Below are 24,174 nucleotides of genomic sequence, written 5' to 3'. Positions count from 1 at the left end.
AGCTGAAAAATCTTGAAAATTTATGAACAATAAAAAAGCCTGATTTCTTTTTAGAAACCAGGCTCTCAGTTTTATTAATTGTTATAATTTAATTTCTTCGTCTTTTGAAGATAAAAAATGGAACTCTGTTAAGTTATAAGAAGATACTGATCTTATCTTAATGCGTTGACCAAATTTGAAGAACCATTTCCATTGTAATGAAATAAATCCTTTTTTAATGAAAGCTTCAATATAAGGATGCACGCAAAGTGTAATGTTCTTTTCATTCTGCTCTTGCAAAATATAAGTCAAATTACTTTCTATATCATCCATTAAAACAATACTTGCTTTAATTTCTCCAGTACCATCACATGTAGGGCATTTTTCTACCGTAACAATATTCATTTCTGGTCTAACACGTTGACGAGTAATTTGAACTAAGCCAAATTTACTTGGAGGCAAAATGGTGTGTTTAGCACGATCAAGTAACATCAAATCGCGTAAATAATCAAAAAGCATTTTACGGTTAGTTGGTTTGTGCATGTCGATAAAATCGATCACCACAATACCGCCCATATCTCTCAATCTCAATTGACGAGCAATTTCTTTTGCAGCTTCTTTATTAACTTGAAGCGCATTTTCTTCTTGATTTTCTTTACTAGCAGTTCTATTACCACTGTTTACATCAATAACATGTAAAGCCTCAGTATGTTCTACTACTAAATAAGCTCCGCCAGCAAGATTAACTGTTTTACCGAAGCCATTTTTAATTTGCTTTTCTACACCGAAATGCTCAAAAATAGGCTCTTTATGTTTGTAATGTTTAACGATTTTCTCCATTTCGGGCGAAATCTCATGTACATAAGAACGAATATCTTCAAACAGGTTTGCATCGTTTACATAAACATTTGTAAAATCGGTGCTTAAAATATCTCTGATTAGGGTAGAAGTACGATCCATCTCTCCCCAAACACGTTTAGAAGGTTCTGCTTCGGGCAACTTCTTTGTAAAGTTTTCCCATTTAGATACAGAATCCAATAAATCTTTTTGTAATTCGGCAACGCCTTTTCCTTCAGAAACAGTTCTGATAATCACTCCAAAGTTTTTAGGCTTTATACTTTCAATAATCTTTTTTAAACGATTACGTTCAGTATTGCTTTTAATCTTTTTAGAGATGGATATCACGTTAGAAAAGGGCACTAAAACTATATATCTTCCTGCAATGGAAAGATCAGAGCTTAATCTAGGGCCTTTAGTAGAAATAGGTTCTTTAGCAATTTGAACGGGAAGGATCAAATTTTTGCTGACGATTTCGGATATTTTACCCGCTTTATTTATGTCAGCTTCTAATTTAAAATTATCTAATAAAGTACCATTAACTGTGCCGTTACGCTTAATTTTTGTAAGCTTTATTAAAGATTGTACTTGCGGACCTAAATCGAAATAATGCAAAAATGCATCTTTCTCATAACCTACATCAACAAACGCAGCATTTAAACCAGGCATAATTTTTTTAATGCGGCCTAAATAAATATCGCCAACGGCGTAATTGTTGTTAATGTGTTCTTTATGAAGTTCTACAAGATGTTTATCTTCAATCAAAGCTATGGTTACTCCCGTAGGAGTCGAATCGATTATTAATTCCTTTACCAAAAGCTACAGATTTTAAGGCAATTTAATGCCTTATTACACATGGACCAAAAAACATTGAATCCAAAAATAAATACCCGAATTATCAGATATTTATTTTTGATCAATACACTAATAGGAGTATCCTATTTTTTCTTGTGTCTGTTTTTTCTTAAACGTTTTTTACGTTTGTGCGTAGCCATTTTATGTCTTTTTCTTTTTTTACCGCTTGGCATAATTTTAAGTTTTTAATGTTTTTATTAATTCTGTTAATTAACGTTTATTCTTTAACTCAGCTACCTTAGTATCAATCCATTTGGATAATGTTGGGTTAGCTGCTAATTTCTTGCTATTTAAATAAGCGTCTATTGCTTCTTTGTTGTTGCCTAAATTTTCATTAGCAGTAGCTAAATAAAAATAGGCATCTGGTGTAGCCTTAATATTGGTAATTATATCATTAAAACGAATAATTGCTTTATCAAATTGACCAGATTTTATTGCGAACATGCCTAGTTGCATATTTGCTTTAAGGTTTTTAGGATCTTTTTTAACTACATCCAATAACATTGCTATACCCTGCATTGGTGCACCTAAACCGTTAACAATGGTTGTACCTAAACCGGTTCTTGCATCGCTACTTGTAGAGTCTATTGCTAATGCTTTAGTAAAAGCTGCATTTGCTTTTTGCAACATAACTGGTTGAACCAAGCTGTCTTGTACAGCATTATCAAAAGCTTTCAAAAAGCGAGTTCCAGCATTTAACCAATTTGTTAATGTAGGCTCGTTATTTGCAACAACTTCTAAATACATAGCACTTGGAGCCGCTTGCTCAACATCATCCCATTTTTGAGCTAATTGCTTAGCTTGTGCAGTCTTTTCTGCTCCAGAGGCGCTTTTGTAAGCGTTTTCTAAAGTAGAAATTTCTTTTGATGTTGCATTGCTTACTAAGTTTTTTGCAGTAGCAGATAACTCTTCAATAGTTAATTGCGTAGTGGTCGAATTTGCAGTAGTCTGCTCAGTTGGCATTTTACTTGCTTCATCCTTTGGTTTAACTAAACCCTTAATTTGTCTTGTAAACAAAAATCCAACAAGCAATAAAATTGCAATAATTATAAAAACTTGTTTTGAACGGATTGTGTTTAACATAATAATTAAGCTTCTGCTTTAACTTTTTTAGAGTTGTTTTTTACTTTATCAACAAAAACTTTTGCTGGTTTAAAGCTTGGAACAAAATGCTCTGGAATAATAATCGCAGTGTTTTTAGAAATATTTCTAGCAGTTTTTTGTGCTCTCTTTTTTACAACGAAACTACCAAATCCTCTTACGTAAACATTTTCTCCGCCAATCATGCTGTTTTTGATTACCTTGAAAAATGCTTCAACTGTTTCCTGTACGTCTACTTTCTCAATTCCTGTTTTTGTTGATATTTCTGAAATAATATCTGCCTTAGTCATATTTTTCTATTATTAAGTTATTGTTGTTAAATATTATAACTGTTTTGGGGTTGCAAAAGTATTGCTTTTTAATGAGATAGGAAAATAAAAGATGATTTATTTACAAGGAAACTTATCATGTTAATGCAAGTTTTGGTAAAATGATATATTTAGATCGTATTTTTGAAGGAATGAACTTCCAAAATGAAATAGTAAAATGGTATAAAATTAATAAACGTGAGCTTCCATGGCGTAATACTACCGATGCTTATGTGATTTGGTTATCAGAAATTATTTTACAACAAACCCGTGTTGAGCAAGGTTTACCTTACTTCAATAAATTTTTAGCACATTTTCCAACGGTTAAATCCTTTGCAGAAGCAACAGAAAATCAAGTATTAAAACTTTGGCAAGGTTTGGGTTATTATTCACGTGGTAGAAATATGTTGTTCACAGCTAAACAGGTAATGGAAATGCATAATGGAGTATTTCCTATTCATTATGAAGAGTTGATTCAATTAAAAGGAATTGGCGATTATACAGCTGCTGCGATATCGTCTTTCTCTAATAATCAAGCTAAAGCTGTTTTAGATGGTAATGTTTTTAGAGTATTGGCCAGATATTTTGGAATTGAAGAACCCATAAACTCTACTATTGGGAAAAAGGTGTTTTCAGAATTAGCACAGCGTTTAATCGAAGATCAAAAGCCATCCTTGTATAACCAAGCTATGATGGAGTTTGGTGCCTTGCAATGTAAGCCTAAATCGCCTTTGTGTACTGTATGCCCTTTACAGCTTGGTTGTTATGCTTATAAGAACCACAAAGTGGATGATTTGCCTGTAAAATTAAAAAAACTTAAAGTTAGAGAACGATGGTTTAATTACTTTGTTGGCATAAAGAATGGGAAAATTCTAACTAAACAACGTCAACCTGGAGATGTATGGCAACAGTTATATGATTTCCCTTTAATTGAAACTGACGGAAAGCCTGATTTTGAAGAAAAATCATTCATTGAAAGTATGAAAAATACTTTTGGGCAAAACGTTAGAGTTACGCCATTAATGCAAAAAAAGCACCTGTTAAGCCACCAAATTATATACGTGCAATTTTTTGGTTTAGATAATTATATTGTTAACTTTAATCTACATGCAGATATTAAATCTGTTTTGCTTGAAGATTTTGAAGATTTACCTCATCCTAAAGTAATCAGCGATTTTATAAATCTGTATTTAAAAAACTAATCAAATATATCTATGTCTGGCATTAACAAAGTTATTTTAGTAGGACATCTGGGAAAAGACCCAGAAGTTCGGCATTTAGAAGGTGGCGTCACGGTAGCAAGTTTTCCATTGGCTACTTCAGAAACGTACAACAAAGACGGTAAGCGTGTAGAACAAACTGAATGGCACAATATTGTGTTATGGAGAGGCTTAGCAGAGGTTGCATCTAAGTATCTACAAAAAGGAAAACTGGTCTATATTGAAGGAAAGTTACGCACTCGCTCTTTTGAAGACAAGGAAAAGGTTAAAAAGTATGTTACTGAAGTTGTAGCAGAGAATTTTACGATGTTGGGTAGGAAAAGTGATTTCGAAAATACACCAGCTAATAATGGAGGTACTACGCCTAAAAGTGAGGATGATTTTGTAAGTCCAGTAGATGAAACTGGAGATTTGCCCTTTTAATGCTCAAAACTTATTTAAACAAAAGGCTCGATATTTATCGAGCCTTTTGTTTTTAGCCATTTTAATATTAGAAATTAAGATTCAAGGAGTCTTATTCTTTTTAATTGCTTAATGATTAAATTATTCTACTGTCACAGATTTTGCTAAATTTCTAGGTTGATCTACATTACAACCTCTTAAAACTGCAATATGATAAGATAATAGTTGAAGCGGTATAGTTGCTAATAACGGTAAGAAAGCTTCACTAGAATCAGGTATTTCAATGCAATAATCTGCCATCTTTTTAACTTCAGTATCACCTTCAGTTACAATAGCAATGACAACTCCTTTTCTAGCTTTAACCTCTTGAATGTTGCTAATCACTTTTTCATACGATGAATTTTTGGTAGCAATAACAACTACAGGCATTTCTTCATCAATTAACGCAATTGGGCCATGCTTCATTTCCGCTGCTGGATATCCTTCCGCATGGATATAAGATATCTCTTTCAATTTTAAAGCACCTTCTAAAGCTACTGGGAAACCGCTTCCTCTGCCTAAAAACAAACAATTTCTTGAGTCTTTAAATTTTTCTGAGATTGATTTGACAAGATCGTTCGATTTCAATGCTACAGCAATTTTATCAGGAATACAATCTAACTCTGTTAATAGCTCTACTAATTTTGAATTAGAAATAGTTCCTTTTTGCTGCGCCATATAAAACGCCATTAACGTTAATACCGTTACTTGGGCAGTAAATGCTTTTGTAGATGCCACACCAATTTCTGGTCCTGCATGCGTATACACGCCAGCATGGGTAATTCTAGGAATAGAAGCTCCTACAACATTACAAACACCAAAAATGGTGGCGCCCTTTTCTTTAGCCATTTCTATAGCCGCCATTGTATCTGCAGTTTCGCCAGATTGTGAAATAGCAATAACTACATCTTTTTCAGTAATAATCGGATTTCTATATCTAAATTCTGAGGCGTATTCTACCTCAACTGGAATACGAGCGTACTCCTCTATTAAATATTCTCCAACTAAACCAGCATGCCATGAAGTACCACAAGCAACTATAATAATGCGGTCTATATTTTTAAGCTTATCTGCAAACTCTTTAATTCCTCCTAATTGCACTTTGCCCTCTTCAGGATATATACGGCCCCTCATACAGTCTCTTATTGAACGAGGTTGCTCATAAATTTCCTTTAACATAAAGTGATCGTAACCACCTTTTTCAAGCATTTCTAATTGAAGCTCTAATTCTTGTATATATGGAGTTTGTATAACATTATCTAATCGTTTAATCAAAAGCTCATCTCTTTTTACAAAAGCAATTTCATTATCGTTTAGATAAATAACATTTTTAGTATATTCAATAATAGGCGTAGCATCAGAAGCGATGAAATATTCTCCCTGACCAACACCAATAACCATAGGGCTTCCTTTTCTAGCGGCAATTAATTCATTAGGATTATCTTGATCCATTATAACAATAGCATAAGCTCCGCTAACTTCGTTTAAAGCTAATCTAACAGCTTCTAATAGATCTACTTCTTCATTTTTATAGATTTCTTCTACCAAATGAATTAAAACCTCAGTATCAGTGTCACTATTAAAAGTATGCCCCCTTCTTAAAAGCTCTTCTTTTAAAGTCGCATAATTCTCAATAATGCCATTATGGATGATACTTAATCTGCTATTATTAGAAGTGTGGGGGTGAGAATTCCGATCTGATGGCGCTCCATGGGTTGCCCAACGGGTATGCCCCATACCAATTGTTCCCGACAAATTTTTGCCTACAGAATAATTTTCGAGTTCTTGAACTTTTCCAGCCTTTTTATAGATGTTTAGATCACCTTCATCGATTAATGCGATGCCTGCACTATCGTAACCACGGTATTCTAATCTTTTTAGCCCTTTAATTACAATTGGCCATGCCTCACGAAAACCAATATAACCTACAATTCCACACATATAAATTTTTCCATTAAAATAAGAAATCCCTCAAAAGTATTGCTTTTGAGGGATTAATCAAACGGTTGCGTAAAATAAATTTTTAGTCTATTTTGGTATAGTAAATGTTTAATTTCATCACATTATCGCCTGCAACTGGGGTCTTTTTAAAAGAACCAATTACAGATCTAGCAGCTGCAGAAATAGATGGATAGATTTGATATTCATTAGTAGGTGTTACTGCTAAAAATGTACCATAATCTGTAGTTTTTCCGTTCAATAAATCCTGAACATAACTTGTTACTACAAATACATATTGCTTAGTTACGGAATTATAATATCCACCAAAAACTGTTGGAGTCAATGAGCGAGGATCTCCACTAGAAAATTGTGTTGCTGAATTATTATCTGGCACATTTTGTCTTTGTTCTGCAATATCATATCTATAAAGAGCAAGCCTCGGTGCAACCCCATAAGGAATAATATCTGTCCCTGTGCTTACGTCAATTACTAATTCTGCTTTATTAACCACAATCTTACCAATGTTAGCAGCAAATTTGCTTAAATAAGGGAAAGCAATTTTATTCCTCAAGCCAACTAATGGTTGTAAGTATGTTACAGATTGCTGTACTGTTGGATTGCTTAATTGAGTAGCAATTGGGGTGCCTGTATAATCATGTTTAATCGTTGCTGCAATTGGCGCTTTTGTATTTGCAATTGGGAAATTGATTGATACTGTATCTTTTACAGTAGCAGTAGTTGCATTTTGCTTTTTATAATATAAAACGAGTGCTGAAGTAGTTCCTGTAAAATCAAAGAAAGCAATACCTCCGTTACCAGTAGAATTCGTTTTATTAATTTGAACGTGTAAACCATTAAAAGCCTGTGTAAAGTTCGAATTGTACTTTAAACTTGTAGCGCTCAAATTCGCAATGTTATTTTGAATATATGTTTTATCCAAAGGTATTCTTATTTGTGGTGTAACGGTTCTTAATGTGTCCGCCTTGCCCGCTACAACATCAGTAACTTTATATGCTGTTGTTGGATATAATTTACCTGTTTTATTTCCTATCAACTGATTATTGTAAGTCCAATTTCTATTACTTAAAAAGGAAGTTTCTTTTGAAATGTTAACATTTAATGGATGAACATCAATACTATAAGTTGATGTACTGTCTCCATAAAACTCACTGCCATAGTTTAGAACTAAAATTGCTGAATCGATAACAGGTGTAGTTCCAAAATCGTATGCATCGTTTGGTAAATTGACAGCCATTGCTAAACTCGATTCTGTTGTTCCAAATAGTGGATCTTTCATATACCCTAAAGGATGTCTAACGGCAGAAAGTGTAGATGTTTCATCCTCTTTTATAGTACGAGAGGTAATTGTAATCGAATCAACTAAAGAACCTTGTATAGCACTACTAGGGTCTACTTCTAATCCTATGGTTGATGTGTTTTCGCATGATGCGAAAAGAAAAGACTTATCAACAGGGTTAATAAGTCTAGTTTTGAAAATTTCATATTTAATATTAAAATAATGCTCGCTTTTAAGCTACTGAAACCAATTCCTCATCAGAGATTTCTTCGTAAAAACTGAAGAAGTTCTCGTAATTTTCGGTTAAATTAAAGGCTAAAGTTGGCTTATTAGAATCTTTAACAAATTTTAACACATCTTTATCTACATTTTCATCTGCCAAAACAACAGCATCCGAATGGGTTATTGCCCCCATATGCAAGCTGTTACAGTCCGCTTTAATGAATGCTTTTGTATCATCTTCAGTCATGTTATTCATCACTGCCTTTTTATGCAAATCAGCATTTAAAGTTTCAGTAAAGCAATTCTCATAAACAGAGTAAACTACTTTTGCATTTTTAAATGTAGGGTCGTTTTTATACGTGGTTTTAATGTAAGCAGGTACTAAAGATGTCATCCAGCCGTGGCAATGAACAATATCAGGTGCCCAACCTAATTTTTTAACAGTTTCTAAAGCGCCTTTACAGAAGAAAATTGTACGCTCATCATTATCTGCATAAAACTTGTTTTCCTTATCTCTGAAAACATATTTTCTTTGAAAATAATCTTCATTATCTAAGAAATAAACTTGCATACGTGCAGCTGGAATTGATGCAACTTTTATGATTAACGGATTATCATTATCATCAATAATAATGTTCATACCAGATAAACGGATAACCTCGTGTAACCTGTTTCTTCTTTCGTTAATGTTACCAAACCTCGGCATTAAGATGCGGATTTCAAATCCTTTTTCTTGCATTGCTTGTGGTAATTGACGGGTAATTTCTGAAATTTTAGTGAGTTCGAGGAAAGGCGACATCTCGTGTGTAACAATCAGTAGCTTCGTTTTTGCCATCTCCATAGTGTATATTAAATTATGTTAATTTAAAGATTATCAAGGTGCAAAGGTACGTATAATATTAATATTTATCAATAACTTGTGCAATAGGCTTTGTAAGTTTTAGATAAATGTTCAACTTTGAGCCTTTAAAACCAATTGGTAATTTGGAAATTATACATACAATCTCAGCACTGCAGTTAGTGTTAACACCATTGCAGAAGACAAATTCTAAAATCGCATTGGTGCCTACTATGGGCGCCCTGCACAAAGGTCACTTATCACTTATTAAAATTGCACAACAATATGCTGATATAGTTGTGTGTAGCATTTTTGTAAACCCTACTCAATTTACAGATCCTAAAGATTTAGAAAAATACCCAAGACCACTGGAGCATGATATTAAAATGTTAAACGATGCGGGCTGTGATGTTGTATTTATGCCAACGGTTAAAGAGATGTACCCAAGCTTCCCAAAACCTGAAAATTGGCATATAGATTTAGGCAATGCAGAGTTTTTGTTAGAAGGAGAATTTAGGAAAGGTCATTATCAAGGCGTAACTCAAATTGTAAAAAAACTTTTTGATGCTGTACATCCAGACATTGCTTTTTTTGGTCAAAAAGATTTCCAGCAGGTGCTGATGATTAAGAACATGGTGAACTATTTTAACATGCCTGTCGAAATTGTTTCTTGTCCAATTATAAGAGAAGAAGATGGATTGGCGATGAGTTCTAGAAATATCCATTTATCTAAAGCAGATAGAAAAAATGCCTTAGTATTAAGCAAAGCTTTACACTATGTGAAAGATAATTTTAAGCAATTGAGTTTAGCGCAGTTGTTAGAAGACGCTAAAAAAATGATTAATGAAACCAATGGAGTTGATTTAGATTATTTTACTATTGCCGATGGAGAAACCTTATTGCCTATAGAGACTAAAACTACTAAATATCCGATAGCGCTTGTAGCTGCAAAGGTTGGCGAAACAAGATTAATAGACAACATGCTGCTTAAAATGTAATATGGGAGCTGTAAAATGGATTGCATATGACACATCTTACATCTTCCATTATATATCTTCCATAATAATGTACTAACTTTGCAGTATGATTATCGAGATTTTAAAATCGAAAATACACCGTGTTAAAGTAACGCAGGCAGAATTAAATTACGTTGGCAGTATTACTATAGATGAAGATTTATTGGATGCAGCTAATATCATCGCAAATGAAAAAGTTCAAATTGTAAATAATAACAATGGCGAACGTTTTGAAACCTATGCAATTAGAGGCGAACGTGGTACAGGTACTATTTGCTTAAATGGTGCTACCGCTAGAAAAGTTCAAGTTGGCGATATCTTAATTATTATGTCTTATGGCTCTTTACCAATAGAAGAGGCTAAAAAATATCAACCCATTCTCGTTTTCCCAGACGATAACAACAAGCTTTTGAAATAATATCCTCTTCTTAACGATACAGAGCTTTCACAACTGATTTTAGAGTTTTTTAATTCTAAGTTTGACTGTTTTTACTTTTTTCGAACATAACCGAGTAGTTTAAATGTCCGAGAATGTCTGTATATGTCCAGAAATGTCAGTAAAAAAGTGGTGTTGCTCTAGTGTTGTTCGAGGTTTACCCTAGGTTTGTTCTTCTCAAAGGGCATTTTTCAGGAGAAATGTAGGAGGAGACTAGGAGGAATGTAGGAGAAATGAATGCTAAGTTTTGAATTTTAGTAAGTTAAAAAAATCATCTTGGTAAAGGTTTTCATAGTATAGCTGAAACTAAACATAACAGCAATAAATGGTCTAACTTTTATCCTAGATGTCTATTTATCGAAAAAATTACTATGCAACCATAGTAATTTGTTTAAGAAATACTAAATTTGGAAAATCTAACCTTTTATAAATCATAATTATGCTTTTTGAGTTAAGCGAAGAACAATTAATGATACAACAGGCTGCAAGAGATTTTGCACAGACAGAATTAAAGCCAGGAGTAATCGAAAGAGACGAACATCAGAAATTCCCAACGGAACAAGTTAAAAAGCTTGGCGAACTTGGGTTTTTAGGAATGATGGTTGATCCAAAATATAATGGAAGCGGTATGGATGCTGTCTCTTATGTTTTGGTAATGGAAGAATTATCAAAAATTGATGCATCTGCATCTGTAGTGGTTTCTGTAAACAATTCATTGGTTTGTTATGGCCTTGAAGCGTATGCGAATGAAGCACAAAAAGAAAAATATCTAAAACCATTAGCATCAGGAGAAAAAATTGGCGCTTTTTGTCTTTCTGAGCCAGAAGCAGGTTCTGATGCCACATCTCAACAAACTACTGCAGAAGATAAAGGCGATTACTATTTATTAAACGGTACTAAAAACTGGATCACCAATGGCAGTACCGCAAGTACCTATTTAGTAATTGCCCAAACGCACAAAGAATTGAGACATAAAGGTATTAATGCTTTTATTGTTGAAAAAGGAACACCTGGCTTTACTATTGGGCCGAAAGAAAATAAGTTAGGTATTCGTGGATCTGATACACATTCGTTAATGTTTAATGATGTAAAAGTTCCAAAAGAGAATAGAATTGGAGAGGATGGATTTGGATTTTCTTTTGCCATGAAAACGTTAGAAGGCGGTAGAATTGGTATTGCAGCCCAAGCATTAGGCATTGCTGCGGGTGCGTATGAATTAGCCCTTGACTATTCTAAACAACGTAAAGCATTCGGTAAGCCTATTTCAGATCATCAGGCAATTGCTTTTAAACTAGCAGATATGGCTACTCAAATTGAGGCGGCTAGAATGTTGGTATATAAAGCTGCATGGTTAAAAGATCAAGGGCAGTCGTATACATTGGCAGGTTCTATGGCTAAATTATTTGCAAGTAAAGTTGCTATGGATGTTACAGTTGAAGCGATACAAATACATGGTGGTTACGGTTTTGTAAAAGAATACCATGTAGAGCGATTAATGAGAGATGCTAAAATTACACAGATATACGAGGGTACATCCGAAATACAAAAAATGGTAATTAGCCGAAGTATTTTAAGCTAAAAAAATCAGAAAGAAGGAAAGAAGCCACAAATTCGCAGCTTAATTAAAAAGCTGTAAATCTGTGGCTTTAATTTTTAAATTACTTCTTCTCTACTCCAAAAATAGAATCCAAAATCATTTTAATAATAGATACGGCTATTGCTAAAATTGCAGCTGCTAAAAATCCAGAAGTATTAAATCCTGTCATCCAACTATCTACCAATAAAATCATCAATACGGTAATAACAAATGAGATTAGCCCTAAGGTTAATACATTTAATGGAAAGGTAAAAATTCTTAAAATTAATCCGATCGTTGCATTGACAATTGCAATTAAAATGGCGGCAATAATTGCACTTCCATAACCATCTACAGTAACACCAGGAACAATATAGGCGCCAAACATCATGGCTAAGCCCATCAATAAAATTTCGAGTATCAACTTCATAATGTTAATTTAGTTAAATGTTAAAATATTTAAATGTATCAAGTTGGCTTTTATGCCTTTTCTTATTTGGTTGTACTACAAATAACAAGCCATTGTTCATTCATTTTTCTAAAGATAGCAGTGCCATTGTAATTACTAATATAGAACCTGCAGGTCTATTGCAACTTAAAAATAACATAAATACAGATACAACGTATCAAAATTTAGTATCAGTTTTACAAACACCTGCTGATGATGATTCGACAAGCATGGAAATTGAATGGCCTGGGAAATTAAGTATTGTTGGAGATAGTTTGCTATTTACACCGACAACCCCCTTTGTAAAAGGAAAATCTTATCTTATTGAAACAATGCTAAATACACAATTTGCAAAAGGTACTGAAATCATCAAATCTGATGTTGGCCATAAAGTGAAAGCTCAACAAGAAATCTTAAAGCGATAATAAATATCTCATTTATAGGCTTTTTTATTTTGAAATTTATTCGTACATTTGCACCGTAATAGAGGAAGAAGAGGGGACAGAGTTCCCTCTTTTCTTTTACAACAAATTAGGATATGCAGGTAGAAAAAAGAGTTAAAGAGCTCGTAGAGGAAAAGATTGCAGACAGACCTGAACTGTTTTTGGTAAACATCAAAATGCTACCAAATAACAAACTTATTATCCATGTAGATGGTGATGAGGGAATAAGTATTCAGGATTGTGCAGCAATTAGTAGGCATGTTGGTTTTCATTTAGAAGAAGAAAACACAATTGAAAAAGCTTACAATTTAGAAGTTTCATCTCCAGGTGTTGGTGAGCCACTTTTATTGAATCGTCAATATCATAAAAATATTGGTAGAGAATTGAGTGTTAAATTAGCAGACGGAAAGGTGAAAGAGGGAAAATTGCTTGCGGTAAACGATAATGCAATTATTATAGAAGAAAAAATAAAAGAAAAAGGTAAAAAAGTTCAACTGGCAGAAACCGAGATTGAATTTAATACAATAGTAGAAACAAAGGTTTTAATTTCATTTAAATAAAGAATGAGCAATATTAATTTAATCGATTCATTCAGGAGTTTAAAGACTTCAAAAATATCGACCGCCCTACAGTAATTAGCGTACTGGAAGAGGTATTTCGCAGTATGTTGCGTAAAAAATATGGCACAGATGAAAACTGTGACGTAATTGTGAATCCAGATAACGGGGATTTGGAGATTTGGAGAACTAGAAAAGTGATGGAAGATGGATTTTCTGAAGATGATGATTTAGAAATCGAACTTGCTGAAGCCAAAACGATTGATCCAGATTTAGAGGTTGGAGATGATCATATCGAACAAATTACCTTAGAAAGTTTTGGTCGCAGAGCGATTTTAGCAGCTCGTCAAACTTTGGTTTCTAAAGTTTTAGAATTAGAGAAAGACGAGATTTTCAAAAAATATAAAGATAGAGTTGGTGAGATTGTAACTGGTGAAGTTTATCAAGTTTGGAAAAAAGAAACGTTGGTATTGGATGATGAAGGCAACGAATTAATGATGCCTAAAACTGAGCAAATTCCAGCAGATTATTTCAAAAAAGGAGATTCAGTTCGTGCTGTAATTTCTAAAGTTGATATGGTAAATGCAACACCAAAAATTATTATTTCGCGTATTGCACCAGAGTTTTTGCAACGTTTATTCGAAATTGAAGTTCCAGAGATTTTTGATGGTTTAATTACCATTAAGAAAATTGTTCGTGAACCAGGGGAGCGTGCTAAGGTTGCTGTAGAAAGTTACGATGATAGAATTGATCCGGTAGGTGCTTGTGTTGGTATGAAAGGTTCTCGTATTCACGGTATCGTGAGAGAATTGAAAAATGAAAATATTGACGTAATTAACTTCACAAACAATATTTCATTATACATTCAACGTGCTTTGAGCCCTGCAAAAATCACTTCTATTAAATTAGATGATGCTACAAAACATGCTTCAGTTTACTTAAAACCAGATCAGGTGTCATTAGCAATTGGTCGTGGTGGTCATAACATTAAATTGGCAGGTAAATTGACGGGATATGAAATCGATGTTTATCGTGAAGCTGGAGAAGAAGATGAGGATGTGGATATCGAAGAATTCTCGGATGAAATTGATAGCTGGATTATCGATGAGCTAAAAGCAATTGGTTGCGATACAGCAAAAAGTGTTTTAGCCTTATCAGTAGATGAATTAGTAAAACGTACCGATCTTGAAGAAGAAACCATTAAAGAGGTGATCGCAATTCTTCAATCGGAATTTGAATAACGTGTTATGCTTGAATAAATAAGAATAAACGTTACTTTTGTATATAATTAGTAAAAATAGGATAATAAATGTCAGACGACAAAGCCATAATTTTATTTAAAGCAGCCAAAGAGCTTAACATAGGGATTGCTACAGCCGTAGAGTTTCTAGGTAAGAAAGGCTTTGCTGTGGAAAATAAACCCACTACAAAACTTTCAAAAGATATGTATGATACATTATTGAGAGAGTTTCAGGGGGATAAAATCGTAAAAGAAGAAGCCAATCAGATCGTTATAGGTAAAATTCGTCGTGATGAACCCGAAGTAGCTGAGAAAGCTCCTGAGGTGCCTAGAAAAAAACAAGATTTTGAAAACGAAGGTATTTTAATTAAAAACCTTCATTCATATGCTCCTCCTGCTGCTGAGAAGCCGAAGGAAGAAAAACCAGTTGAAACTAAAGTTGAAGAACCTGTAAAAGCACCTGCTAAAGTTGAAGCTGTAGCGGAAGAGGGATCTTTACCTGGTGTTAAAATTGTTGGAAAAATAGATCTTAACGATTTAAACAGTAAAACTCGTCCTGCTAAAAAAGAAGAAACTCCTGTTGAAGTTAAAGCTCCTGAAGCTAAAATAGAAACTCCACCAGTTGTTGAAACTCCAAAAGCAGAAGCACCAGTTGTAGAAAAACCAGCTGAAGTTAAAGAAGAAAAAGCACCTGTTGTTGAAGCTAAGGTTGAAGAAAAACCAAAAGCACCTCAACCTGTTGCGCCAGTAGCGGAAACTCCAGCTTCTCCGGAAGATGAAGTTATTAAAGCTCGTTCGGTTAAACTATCAGGACCAAACATTATTGGTAAAATTGTTTTGCCAACTACTCCTGATCGTAGAAACCAACCAGTGGCTTCATCTGGTGATAGCGAAGCAGCAAAACGCAAGCGCAAACGTAAAAAAACTCCTGGTGGACCAAATGCTCCTCAACAAGGGCAAGGTCAACAAAATCAAGGTCAGCAAGGCACAAATCAACCTCGCCCAGCAGGAACACCTGCTCCGCATGTTGGTAATAGACCAGATTTTAGAAATAACACCAACAATACCGCTGGTGGCCGTCCAAACTTTAGAAATGCTAGACCAGGTGCTCCGTCATCAGGAGGTCCTAAAGAAGAGCCAACAGAAAAAGAAATACAAGATCAGATTAAAGCAACACTTGCTCGTTTAAGTGGAGCTGGTAAATCTGGTAAATTTGCACAACGTGCTAAACTTCGTCGTCAAAAACGTGATGATGTTGCATTAACTGCAGAAGAAGCAGCAGCAGAAGAACAATTACAATCTAAAGTATTAAAGGTTACTGAGTTTGTTACGGCAAATGAGTTAGCGAATATGATGGATGTGCCTGTTACCAAAATTATTGGTACGTGTATGAGTTTGGGTATGTTCGTTTCAATTAATCAACGTTTAGATGCAGAGACTTTAACCATTGTTGCTGATGAATTTGGTTATGAAATTCAGTTTGTAAAAGCGGATGAGGAAGCTGATAGCGTTATTGAAGAAGAAGATGCACCAGAAGATTTAGAAACTAGGGTTCCTGTTGTAACCATCATGGGTCACGTAGATCATGGTAAAACTTCATTGCTAGATTATATTCGTAAAGCGAATGTGGTAGCTGGTGAGGCCGGTGGTATTACACAACACATTGGTGCATATAAAGTAACAACTAACTCGGGTAAGCAAGTTACTTTCTTAGATACACCTGGTCACGAAGCCTTTACAGCGATGCGTGCTCGTGGTGCGAAAGTAGCAGACATTGCAATTATTGTTATTGCTGCGGATGATGCGGTAATGCCTCAAACAAAAGAAGCAATTAACCACGCACAAGCTGCGGGTGTACCATTGGTATTTGCCTTTACAAAAATTGATAAGCCAGGTGCTAACTCAGATAGAGTAAAAGAGCAATTATCTGCTATGAATATTTTGGTTGAGGATTGGGGTGGTAAATTCCAATCGCAAGAAATATCAAGTAAAAGTGGATTAAATGTAGATTTACTATTAGATAAAGTATTATTAGAAGCAGAATTATTAGAACTAAAAGCTAATCCTAATAAGAGAGCTACTGGTACTGTAATCGAAGCAACATTAGATAAAGGACGTGGTATTGTAACTACAGTATTGGTACAAGCTGGTACGTTAAGAGTTGGAGATCCAATTTTAGCAGGTAGTTATAGCGGTAAAGTAAAAGCTTTATTTAACGAACGTGGTCAGAAAGTTGAAGAAGCTGGTCCATCTGTACCAGTACAAGTACTAGGTATGCAAGGTGCTCCAACAGCGGGAGATAAATTTAATGCCATGGAAAGCGAAGTTGAGGCAAGAGAAATTGCCAATAAACGTTTGCAATTAATGCGTGAACAAGGCTTGCGTACACAGAAACATATTACGTTAGATGAGATTGGTCGTCGTTTAGCAATTGGAAACTTTAAAGAGTTAAACCTAATTGTTAAAGGTGATGTGGATGGTTCAATTGAAGCATTAGCCGATTCATTATTGAAATTATCTACAGAAGAAATACAAATCAATATTATTGGTAAAGCAGTAGGTCAAATTTCAGAATCAGATGTATTGTTAGCGTCTGCTTCAGATGCGATTATCATCGGTTTCCAAGTACGTCCTTCGCCAGGTGCTCGTAAATTAGCAGAGGCTGAACAAATTGATATTCGTTTATACTCTATTATTTACGATGCAATCAACGAGATTAAAGCGGCAATGGAAGGTATGTTGGCACCAGAATTTGAAGAGAAAATTGTAGCTAACGTTGAGATTAGAGAAACGTTTAAAATTACTAAAGTGGGTACCATTGCAGGTTGTATGGTATTAGATGGTAAGATTACTAGAAATAGCAAAATCCGTATTGTACGTGACGGTGTTGTAATCTACACCGGAGAGTTAGCTTCATTAAAACGCTTTAAAGATGATGTTAAAGAAGTAGCGAAAGGTTATGAATGTGGTCTAAACATCCAAAACTTTAATAACATTGAAGTCGGAGATATTGTAGAAGCTTACGAACAAGTAGAAGTTAAGCGTAAACTGTAATTTTTTACAAATAAACTAAATGAGGGAGCCTAAAACATTAGGCTCCTTTTGTTTTTCATCGTTATTTAAAAACGATTAGACTTCGTAAGAAGTTAAATAAAGTTGACTAGATTAAACTTGTAACAATTATGAAGGTCTAAAATTCGAGGAGCGATTTTTGTTGCTCTTTTTTATTATACCTACACTAATTGATGTCAGAAAGTACGCTCTTATCGCCAACAAAAAAGAACTTCGATTTTATAGATTCTATTAGGGGCATTGCAATGTTCGGAATTGTATTTGAGCACTCGTCTGCTTTCTGGTTTATAAAATATAGCGAACAAAGCGATCAACTTATTCAGGCAGGTTATATGCAGCTTGCAAAGTTTGCAACGATTGTGTTTTTTTTAATTAGTGGCTTTTTAATCAATTATAAATTCACGGAGTATACACCTTTTGAGTACCTTAAAAATCGCTTCAAAAATACAATTGGTCCTTGGTTATTTTGGATTACAGTATTTATCCTATTAAAGAATGCGCATAGTTTTTTTATGTACTTCAAAACTAGAGACGCAATTTATTTACCCAACACTTGGTACGATGCTACTTTTGGACAATTCTTTTACACTATATTTTATACAAATTACTGGTTCATTTTAAATTTTCTTATCTGCATTGTTGTTTTACTCTTATTCAAGAAGCATCTTTATAAAATAGGTTTTGGCATTATTTTAGGCCTAATCTCTGTCACGTATAGTGTTAATTTATATTATGGATGGTTTCCTGCAGAGCATACTACAGCGATCTTTGGATTTGTAGTATATCTTTGGTTAGGTGTTTTTTTGAATAGATATTATGAAAGTGTGACTGCTTTTTTAAGGAAAGTGCCTATGATCGCATTAATTACTACTGCGTTGATATTATTTTCTTTGGCAACACTGGAAACAGTAAAGCTTATGGAGCTAAAAATAGCGGATCCTTACAATACCTTACGTATAACTAATATTGCATACTCAATGGTAATGTTCGGGATTTTACTTAAACTAGGTTCAATGAAATCCATACAAAAATTATTACAACCGCGACAAACTACTTATGGAATATACTTGATTCATTTTATTATTATTGAACTAGTACTTTCTGAAATTGTTAGACCACTTAAATTGCCTTTAGATACAATGCCTCCAGTAGAAGCTATAGCATATTCAATAGTTCGTTTTATTATCGTTTATGGATTAACGGTAGTGCTTATCAAATTAATCCTTAAAACAAAATTTAAGAGGCTTATTGGTGTAAAAGGCTAATTCCAAATTACTCGAATTCTTTTTTAGCAACACTTAATGCTGCGCCAATTACTTGATGCATGTCGTAATATTTATATTCAGCCAAGCGCCCACCAAAAATAACATTTTGCTCTTGCTTTTTTAGGTTTTTATACTGGTTAGCCAAATCTTCGTTCCTTTTATCGTTTATTGGATAATATGGTTCCTTTTCACTGCTCCATTCTAAAGGATACTCTTTGGTAATTACAGTTTTCTCTTGTTTTCCAAATTCAAAGTGCTTATGTTCTACAATTCTTGTATAAGGAATAGCGTAGTCTGTATAATTTATGGCTGCATTTCCTTGGTAATTTTCAGTATCTAATATCGAGTGCTCAAATGCTAGACTTCTGTATTGCAGATGCCCTAAGGAATAGCCGAAATATTCATCAAGTTTACCTGTGTAAACAATTTTATGTGCAAGGTCTTTATACTTTTCTTTCTCTTCAAAGAAATCAATACCTAATTTAACTTCTATTCCCTCCAAAAGTCCATCAATTAATTTATTATAACCCCCAATTGGAATCCCTTGATACTTGTCATTGAAATAGTTATTGTCAAAGGTAAATCGTAATGGTAAACGTTTGATAATGAATGAAGGTAGTTCGGTAGCTTTTCTGCCCCATTGCTTTTCGGTATATCCCTTAATTAGTTTCTCATAGATGTCTTTACCTACTAAACTCATTGCTTGTTCTTCCAAATTCTTTGGTGTAGAAATTGGGTTTTCAGAAATCTGTTTATCAATTATTGTTTTCGCCTCTTGAGGTGTTTTGGTTTTCCATAGTTGATAAAAGGTGTTCATGTTGAAGGGTAGATTATAAAGCTTGTCTTTATAATTTGCAACGGGTGTATAGGTAAAGCGGTTGAACTCAACGAAAGAATTTACAAAATCCCAAATCGTCTTATCATTGGTATGAAAAATATGTGGACCATATTTGTGTACGTTTATCCCTTCTATATTTTCACAATACACATTGCCACCTTGATGATTCCTTTTATCAATAACCAATACGGTTTTTCCATTGGCTTTGGCTCTATTTGCAAATGTTGCACCAAAAAGTCCAGCCCCAACAATTAGAAAATCATATTTCATAGACATATTCTTTGGATAATAATGTACAAGATTACAAATAGTATTTAAAATCCTAACCTTTCTTTCTCTTAAAAAACGGGAATAATTTTTCTAATTTATAGTTAAAGGTTCGTTTATACTTTAGAAGCTTTATTTGTTTAAGCAATAGGTGGTTTTCATTGAGAAGATAATCATTATTGTATCTTAGATAGGTATTAAAAAGAGAAGGGTTGTCGATGATTTGCTCTATAATTTTGATAGCCTTTATTTTATTTTCTTGCATAAAATCATCTTTACGGCTCATCCCTCCTAGATTTTCTCTGTAAAATGCCAAAGGTTCGTCAATAAAAATTGCTATAGGTTGATTTTGAAATATCTGGAGCCAGAATATCCAATCTTCTTTTGCTTTTAAATCCTCTCTAAATAAATATTTAGCAGTTAAATTTGAAGGGAAGAGAGCACAATGAATAGGAATTGTAAAGCGCTTATCCCATTCTGTTAAAATAGCTTCTTGATTAAAACAGTTTTGCTCAAGTTTGCAATAAGCTGGTTTTTCTTTTTGTTTTTTATCATCAAAAAGAAGAAAATTAGTGATTATGACAGTATTATCTTTATCTGTAACCTGATTCAAGGACTTTTCGAATTTTGCCGGATGAAGAAAATCGTCAGCATCTAAGAATTGTATAAAGTCTCCATTTATATGACTTAGACCAAAATTTCTAGCTGAACTTAAACCGCCATTTGATTTCTTGTAATATTTAATTCGTGCATCTTTTTGCGCCCATTCACTCCCTATTTTTTCCGTTTCATCTGTACTTCCATCATCAACTAGTATGCATTCCCAATTACTGTAAGTCTGGTTAGTAAGCGAAGTAAAACATTGCTCTAAATATTTTGCTTGATTGTAGCAAGGCACAATTACAGATACTTTATAAAAATTATTCATTCGTTCTTACTTTATAAAGTTTAATACCATCTCTAATTCCTCTGAGCATTCGAGATATGAGATCTTTCTTTTCTGCCATGGTATATTCTTTCCCTTTTAATATAAGCTTTGTGCGGTATTTAAGTTCTTTATAAAGGTTTTTATAAAAAGAAGGACTGTTCCTTTGCAAAAAGTGTATTCTTAAATTCCTTTTCAATAAGAATAAATTTCTAAACTCATAATAGGCTTGAAGTGGCCTTATTTTATTCAGGCTAACCAACCTTTTACGATACATTTTTGCAGTTTTAGTATATGCAACATTTGTATAAAGATTGGCGAGTACTCCATATTCGGTATCATCGCCAGCAATAAAATAATCTCGATTAGGAAATCCTATTTTTTCTACAATTGATCTATGTATTAGCATTCCTTCAAAACAAGTTGTGTTTACAAAACAATACTCTTTATTTCTAAGAGACATGTTGTTATGCACAATAGGCATACATGTTTTATAGTCAAAGTAATGCTCCCATTCGTAAACCTCATCGTTATCTTTGAATAATCTTAATGGGTTTATACATTTTGATATATCGCCAAGCTTAAGTAATTGCTCTAAGCAATCTCTAAATGGTTCAACATCATCGTCCATTGTCCAAATCCAATCATAGCCGTTTTCATAAGCGTATTTTATGGCGGTATGAAATCCGCCAGCACTACCTACATTACTTTGTGTAATGATTGTTATTTTATCGCTGGCAATGCTTTTTAGATATTGTGGGGTTTCATCGGTTGATCCGTTATCTACTATGCATATTTTATCTAAGGTAATGGTTTGTTTTAGTAAAGAATTGACACATTCTTTTAAAAGATCAACTCTATTATAAGTTACTAATACAGCGCAAATAGATTGGGGCAACATCATAAAGCATTGATTATATCTTGTAATTCTTTTAAGACATTTTTACACATTTCATTGTAAAAACTATTTTAAACATACAAACTTACTAAAAGATTTAATAGGAAATTACCTAAGGTATGGCGTTGAAGTTATTTCAATTTACGGGCAAAGTTTAGCCTACTTAGCCAATTTCTAGGTTTTTTGTCGGGGAAATAGATTGGATAATTTACTAGTATCAACCACATTAAATAAAAGCTAAAATCTTTACGGTATTCATTACTTATTTTTTCAAGAAATTTTTTATCCTCTGGTTTTAAGTTTTTGTATTGTCTAAACTGCTCTAATTGTATTTCTGCCTCAACATTAAGATCTTTTTTAAACTGCTTTTTATCATTACTATAAGCGCTAGTGGTTACCGAACTACTATGCATTCGGTGCAAAGTTAAACACTCGTTTAGGCATGTAGCTTTATTGTGGTACATAGCTACAAAACCCATCCACCAGTCGTAGTAGCCTAGCGTAGGAATAGGTGTGAAATAATCCACAAATTCCTTGTTAAACAATACGGTGTGGCCGGTCACCGAATTATAAAACAAAATACTTCTAAAGTCACGCTCATTCATGGTAAAGGATGGCTTTAGTATCTGCCTCCCCATTGAAACTTCATTCTCATCTACCCATTCTGAATTGGAGAATATTAACCAATTATCTCCAATATTCTTTAACAATAATTCCAGTTTTTGTGGTAACCAGATATCATCTTGGTCACTTATTGCAATATACTTCCCCGTACACAGCTTAATTGCTATTTCAAAATTTTTGTTGAAACCTAAATTTGCTTTATTTCTAAAAACTTTTAGTTGAGAATGCTGCTGTTTTAATTTTTCTAGTAGGTGATAAGTATCGTCAGTAGAATTGTCGTCAACTATAACAATTTCTATGTTTTTATAGCTTTGATTAAGTATGCTGTATACTTGCTGCTCAATATACTTACTTCCATTATATGTGCAAAGCGCAATAGAAATTAGTTCTTGTTGTTGCATATTAATTGGAAGATAATTTAATTAACTGTTTAAGATTAAGAAAACGTATTGAGAATAATTTAGAGGAAATAAATTTCAATAATTTATTGTTTTCAGAACTTCTATTTAAAGTATTGAACCATTCTTTTTGAAGCCTTTTTTCCAATACACTTTTGATATATATCTTTTTGGAACGGTTTGCCAGCTTAATTGCTATGAGATGTTGTTCAACTTCAACACTATTATAGTCGCTATTTTGCTCAAAGCGTAAAAGAGAATGATGTATTGCTAATTGTTTCTCTGTAACCTCATCAAATAAAAATGATAATAAATAATGCATCGTTTTTCGCTCACTTTCCATCATTTCACTTAATCGCTTTGTGGATATACTTTGGTTATGTACACGATAATAAAGCCCAATATTTTTGATGTTGATTGCTTTATGATGCATTGTAATTTCAGAAAAAAGAAGATAATCTTCTGCATATTTATATTCTTCCTTATAACCAAATGACTTAATAGTATCAGCATCAGCTAGTATTGATGGATGAATAAATGAGTTCTTAAATAGTTGAGAAACTTTAATTTTTTCATATTGCTTTGGTGGCCTGATTTTAGAACTCTTTTCACTGTGTTCATTTATCTTTATCGCATAAGTGCCGCAAAGTTTATACTCAGGGTTTGCTTTTAAAAATTGTACTTGAGTCTCAAGTCGGTGAGCTGTTGCAATGTCATCCGCATCCATTCTGGCAATGTACTTTCCTTTGCTTAAATCAAGTCCTTCGTTTAGTACAGAAACTATTCCTTTATTAGATAGATTGTTTACGTAATTAATCCTGTTGTCATTAAAGGAGCGTATTATTTTGTCGCTTGCATCGGTGCTACCATCATTTATTATAATTAACTCAAAATTAGTAAATGATTGGTTTAGAATGCTTGATATGGATTCTCTTAAATACAACTCACTGTTAAAAACTGGCATTAGCACGGTAACTTCTACCCGAGGTTCTTTTATCATCTAATTAAAAGTTGAATTATGAATGTAAAAATAACATAAATAATTTAGTGTGCTAGATCGATACTTTCTGAGGCTAGGAAATAGCTTTGTCTTATTTATTTTGCATCTTTGACCAGCTTTTTAGCCTATGGC

21 protein-coding genes and 1 pseudogene are annotated in these 24,174 nt (G+C 33.6%); 10 read left to right on the top strand and 12 right to left on the bottom strand.

Annotated features, from left to right (window positions below; translation table 11 throughout):
- Positions 1–81: 81 nt before the first annotated feature.
- From ACHMWN_RS03985 to ACHMWN_RS03975, 3 genes are all read right to left on the bottom strand, one after another.
- Entirely contained in the window at positions 82–1,632 is a 1,551-nt protein-coding gene (locus ACHMWN_RS03985; RefSeq protein ID WP_397297915.1) for a ribonuclease E/G, read from the bottom strand.
- Positions 1,633–1,881: 249 nt separating this feature from the next.
- A complete protein-coding gene (locus ACHMWN_RS03980; protein ID WP_397297913.1) occupies positions 1,882–2,754 on the bottom strand; it encodes a tetratricopeptide repeat protein in 873 nt (290 codons plus the stop codon).
- Between the two features lie 5 nt (positions 2,755–2,759).
- The gene (locus ACHMWN_RS03975; protein WP_055133196.1) at positions 2,760–3,062 is read right to left on the bottom strand and encodes an HU family DNA-binding protein; all 303 of its coding nucleotides are present in this window, start codon (positions 3,060–3,062) and stop codon (positions 2,760–2,762) included.
- Between the two features lie 140 nt (positions 3,063–3,202).
- Between ACHMWN_RS03975 and mutY the strand changes: the two genes are divergently transcribed.
- Both mutY and ACHMWN_RS03965 read left to right on the top strand, forming a co-directional pair.
- Complete coding sequence (mutY, locus tag ACHMWN_RS03970) at positions 3,203–4,282, top strand: A/G-specific adenine glycosylase (RefSeq protein WP_397297911.1); 1,080 nt, start codon at positions 3,203–3,205, stop codon at positions 4,280–4,282.
- A 12-nt stretch (positions 4,283–4,294) separates the two neighbouring features.
- Positions 4,295–4,723, top strand: coding sequence for a single-stranded DNA-binding protein (locus ACHMWN_RS03965; RefSeq protein ID WP_397297909.1), 429 nt, complete (start codon positions 4,295–4,297; stop codon positions 4,721–4,723).
- Between the two features lie 120 nt (positions 4,724–4,843).
- Here ACHMWN_RS03965 and glmS read toward each other — a convergent pair whose 3' ends face one another.
- The 3 genes from glmS to ACHMWN_RS03950 all read right to left on the bottom strand — a co-directional run bounded on the left by glmS (position 4,844) and on the right by ACHMWN_RS03950 (position 9,036).
- Complete coding sequence (gene glmS / locus ACHMWN_RS03960; protein WP_397297907.1) at positions 4,844–6,682, bottom strand: glutamine--fructose-6-phosphate transaminase (isomerizing); 1,839 nt, start codon at positions 6,680–6,682, stop codon at positions 4,844–4,846.
- A gap of 82 nt (positions 6,683–6,764) precedes the next feature.
- On the bottom strand, positions 6,765–8,033 hold the full coding sequence (locus ACHMWN_RS03955) for a DUF4270 family protein (protein WP_397303538.1): 1,269 nt from the start codon (positions 8,031–8,033) through the stop codon (positions 6,765–6,767).
- A 178-nt stretch (positions 8,034–8,211) separates the two neighbouring features.
- Complete coding sequence (locus ACHMWN_RS03950; RefSeq protein WP_397297905.1) at positions 8,212–9,036, bottom strand: glycogen/starch synthase; 825 nt, start codon at positions 9,034–9,036, stop codon at positions 8,212–8,214.
- Positions 9,037–9,185: 149 nt separating this feature from the next.
- Between ACHMWN_RS03950 and panC the strand changes: the two genes are divergently transcribed.
- The 3 genes from panC (at position 9,186) to ACHMWN_RS03935 (ending at position 12,070) form a co-directional block, all read left to right on the top strand.
- Positions 9,186–10,037 (top strand): pantoate--beta-alanine ligase, encoded by an 852-nt coding sequence (gene panC, locus ACHMWN_RS03945; RefSeq protein ID WP_397303535.1) that lies wholly within the window; start codon positions 9,186–9,188, stop codon positions 10,035–10,037.
- Between the two features lie 85 nt (positions 10,038–10,122).
- A complete protein-coding gene (gene panD / locus ACHMWN_RS03940; RefSeq protein WP_173271117.1) occupies positions 10,123–10,473 on the top strand; it encodes an aspartate 1-decarboxylase in 351 nt (116 codons plus the stop codon).
- A gap of 457 nt (positions 10,474–10,930) precedes the next feature.
- On the top strand, positions 10,931–12,070 hold the full coding sequence (locus ACHMWN_RS03935; protein WP_397297903.1) for an acyl-CoA dehydrogenase: 1,140 nt from the start codon (positions 10,931–10,933) through the stop codon (positions 12,068–12,070).
- Between the two features lie 79 nt (positions 12,071–12,149).
- On the opposite strand, the gene ACHMWN_RS03930 is transcribed toward ACHMWN_RS03935, so the two are convergent.
- On the bottom strand, positions 12,150–12,497 hold the full coding sequence (locus ACHMWN_RS03930) for a phage holin family protein (RefSeq protein ID WP_397297902.1): 348 nt from the start codon (positions 12,495–12,497) through the stop codon (positions 12,150–12,152).
- Positions 12,498–12,514: 17 nt separating this feature from the next.
- On the opposite strand from ACHMWN_RS03930, the gene ACHMWN_RS03925 reads away from it, so the two are divergent.
- The 5 genes and pseudogenes from ACHMWN_RS03925 (at position 12,515) to ACHMWN_RS03905 (ending at position 19,092) form a co-directional block, all read left to right on the top strand.
- The gene (locus ACHMWN_RS03925) at positions 12,515–12,940 is read left to right on the top strand and encodes a hypothetical protein (protein WP_397297900.1); all 426 of its coding nucleotides are present in this window, start codon (positions 12,515–12,517) and stop codon (positions 12,938–12,940) included.
- Between the two features lie 113 nt (positions 12,941–13,053).
- Positions 13,054–13,518: a ribosome assembly cofactor RimP gene (rimP, locus tag ACHMWN_RS03920; protein ID WP_397297898.1), complete on the top strand. Its 465-nt coding sequence runs from the start codon at positions 13,054–13,056 to the stop codon at positions 13,516–13,518.
- 3 nt (positions 13,519–13,521) lie between these two features.
- Positions 13,522–14,756, top strand: a pseudogene (nusA, locus tag ACHMWN_RS03915) (transcription termination factor NusA).
- A 68-nt stretch (positions 14,757–14,824) separates the two neighbouring features.
- On the top strand, positions 14,825–17,809 hold the full coding sequence (gene infB / locus ACHMWN_RS03910; protein ID WP_397297896.1) for a translation initiation factor IF-2: 2,985 nt from the start codon (positions 14,825–14,827) through the stop codon (positions 17,807–17,809).
- 191 nt (positions 17,810–18,000) lie between these two features.
- A complete protein-coding gene (locus tag ACHMWN_RS03905; protein WP_397297894.1) occupies positions 18,001–19,092 on the top strand; it encodes an acyltransferase family protein in 1,092 nt (363 codons plus the stop codon).
- A gap of 7 nt (positions 19,093–19,099) precedes the next feature.
- Here ACHMWN_RS03905 and glf read toward each other — a convergent pair whose 3' ends face one another.
- From glf to ACHMWN_RS03880, 5 genes are all read right to left on the bottom strand, one after another.
- Complete coding sequence (gene glf / locus ACHMWN_RS03900) at positions 19,100–20,200, bottom strand: UDP-galactopyranose mutase (protein ID WP_397297893.1); 1,101 nt, start codon at positions 20,198–20,200, stop codon at positions 19,100–19,102.
- A gap of 52 nt (positions 20,201–20,252) precedes the next feature.
- Positions 20,253–21,125, bottom strand: a complete 873-nt coding sequence (locus ACHMWN_RS03895; RefSeq protein ID WP_397297892.1) for a glycosyltransferase family 2 protein — start codon at positions 21,123–21,125, stop codon at positions 20,253–20,255.
- Positions 21,118–22,026, bottom strand: a complete 909-nt coding sequence (locus ACHMWN_RS03890; RefSeq protein WP_397297890.1) for a glycosyltransferase family 2 protein — start codon at positions 22,024–22,026, stop codon at positions 21,118–21,120. The genes ACHMWN_RS03895 and ACHMWN_RS03890 overlap by 8 nt, the downstream gene beginning before the upstream one ends.
- A gap of 125 nt (positions 22,027–22,151) precedes the next feature.
- Positions 22,152–23,045: a glycosyltransferase gene (locus ACHMWN_RS03885; RefSeq protein WP_397297888.1), complete on the bottom strand. Its 894-nt coding sequence runs from the start codon at positions 23,043–23,045 to the stop codon at positions 22,152–22,154.
- Position 23,046: 1 nt separating this feature from the next.
- Entirely contained in the window at positions 23,047–24,042 is a 996-nt protein-coding gene (locus ACHMWN_RS03880) for a glycosyltransferase family 2 protein (RefSeq protein WP_397297887.1), read from the bottom strand.
- Between the last annotated feature and the right edge of the window lie 132 nt (positions 24,043–24,174).

It is taken from the genome of Pedobacter sp. UC225_61 (assembly GCF_044452285.1).
In the GTDB taxonomy this organism is placed as follows: domain Bacteria; phylum Bacteroidota; class Bacteroidia; order Sphingobacteriales; family Sphingobacteriaceae; genus Pedobacter.
Note: the sequence above shows the minus strand (reverse complement) of the source record. Positions and strands in the feature narration are given on the sequence as shown.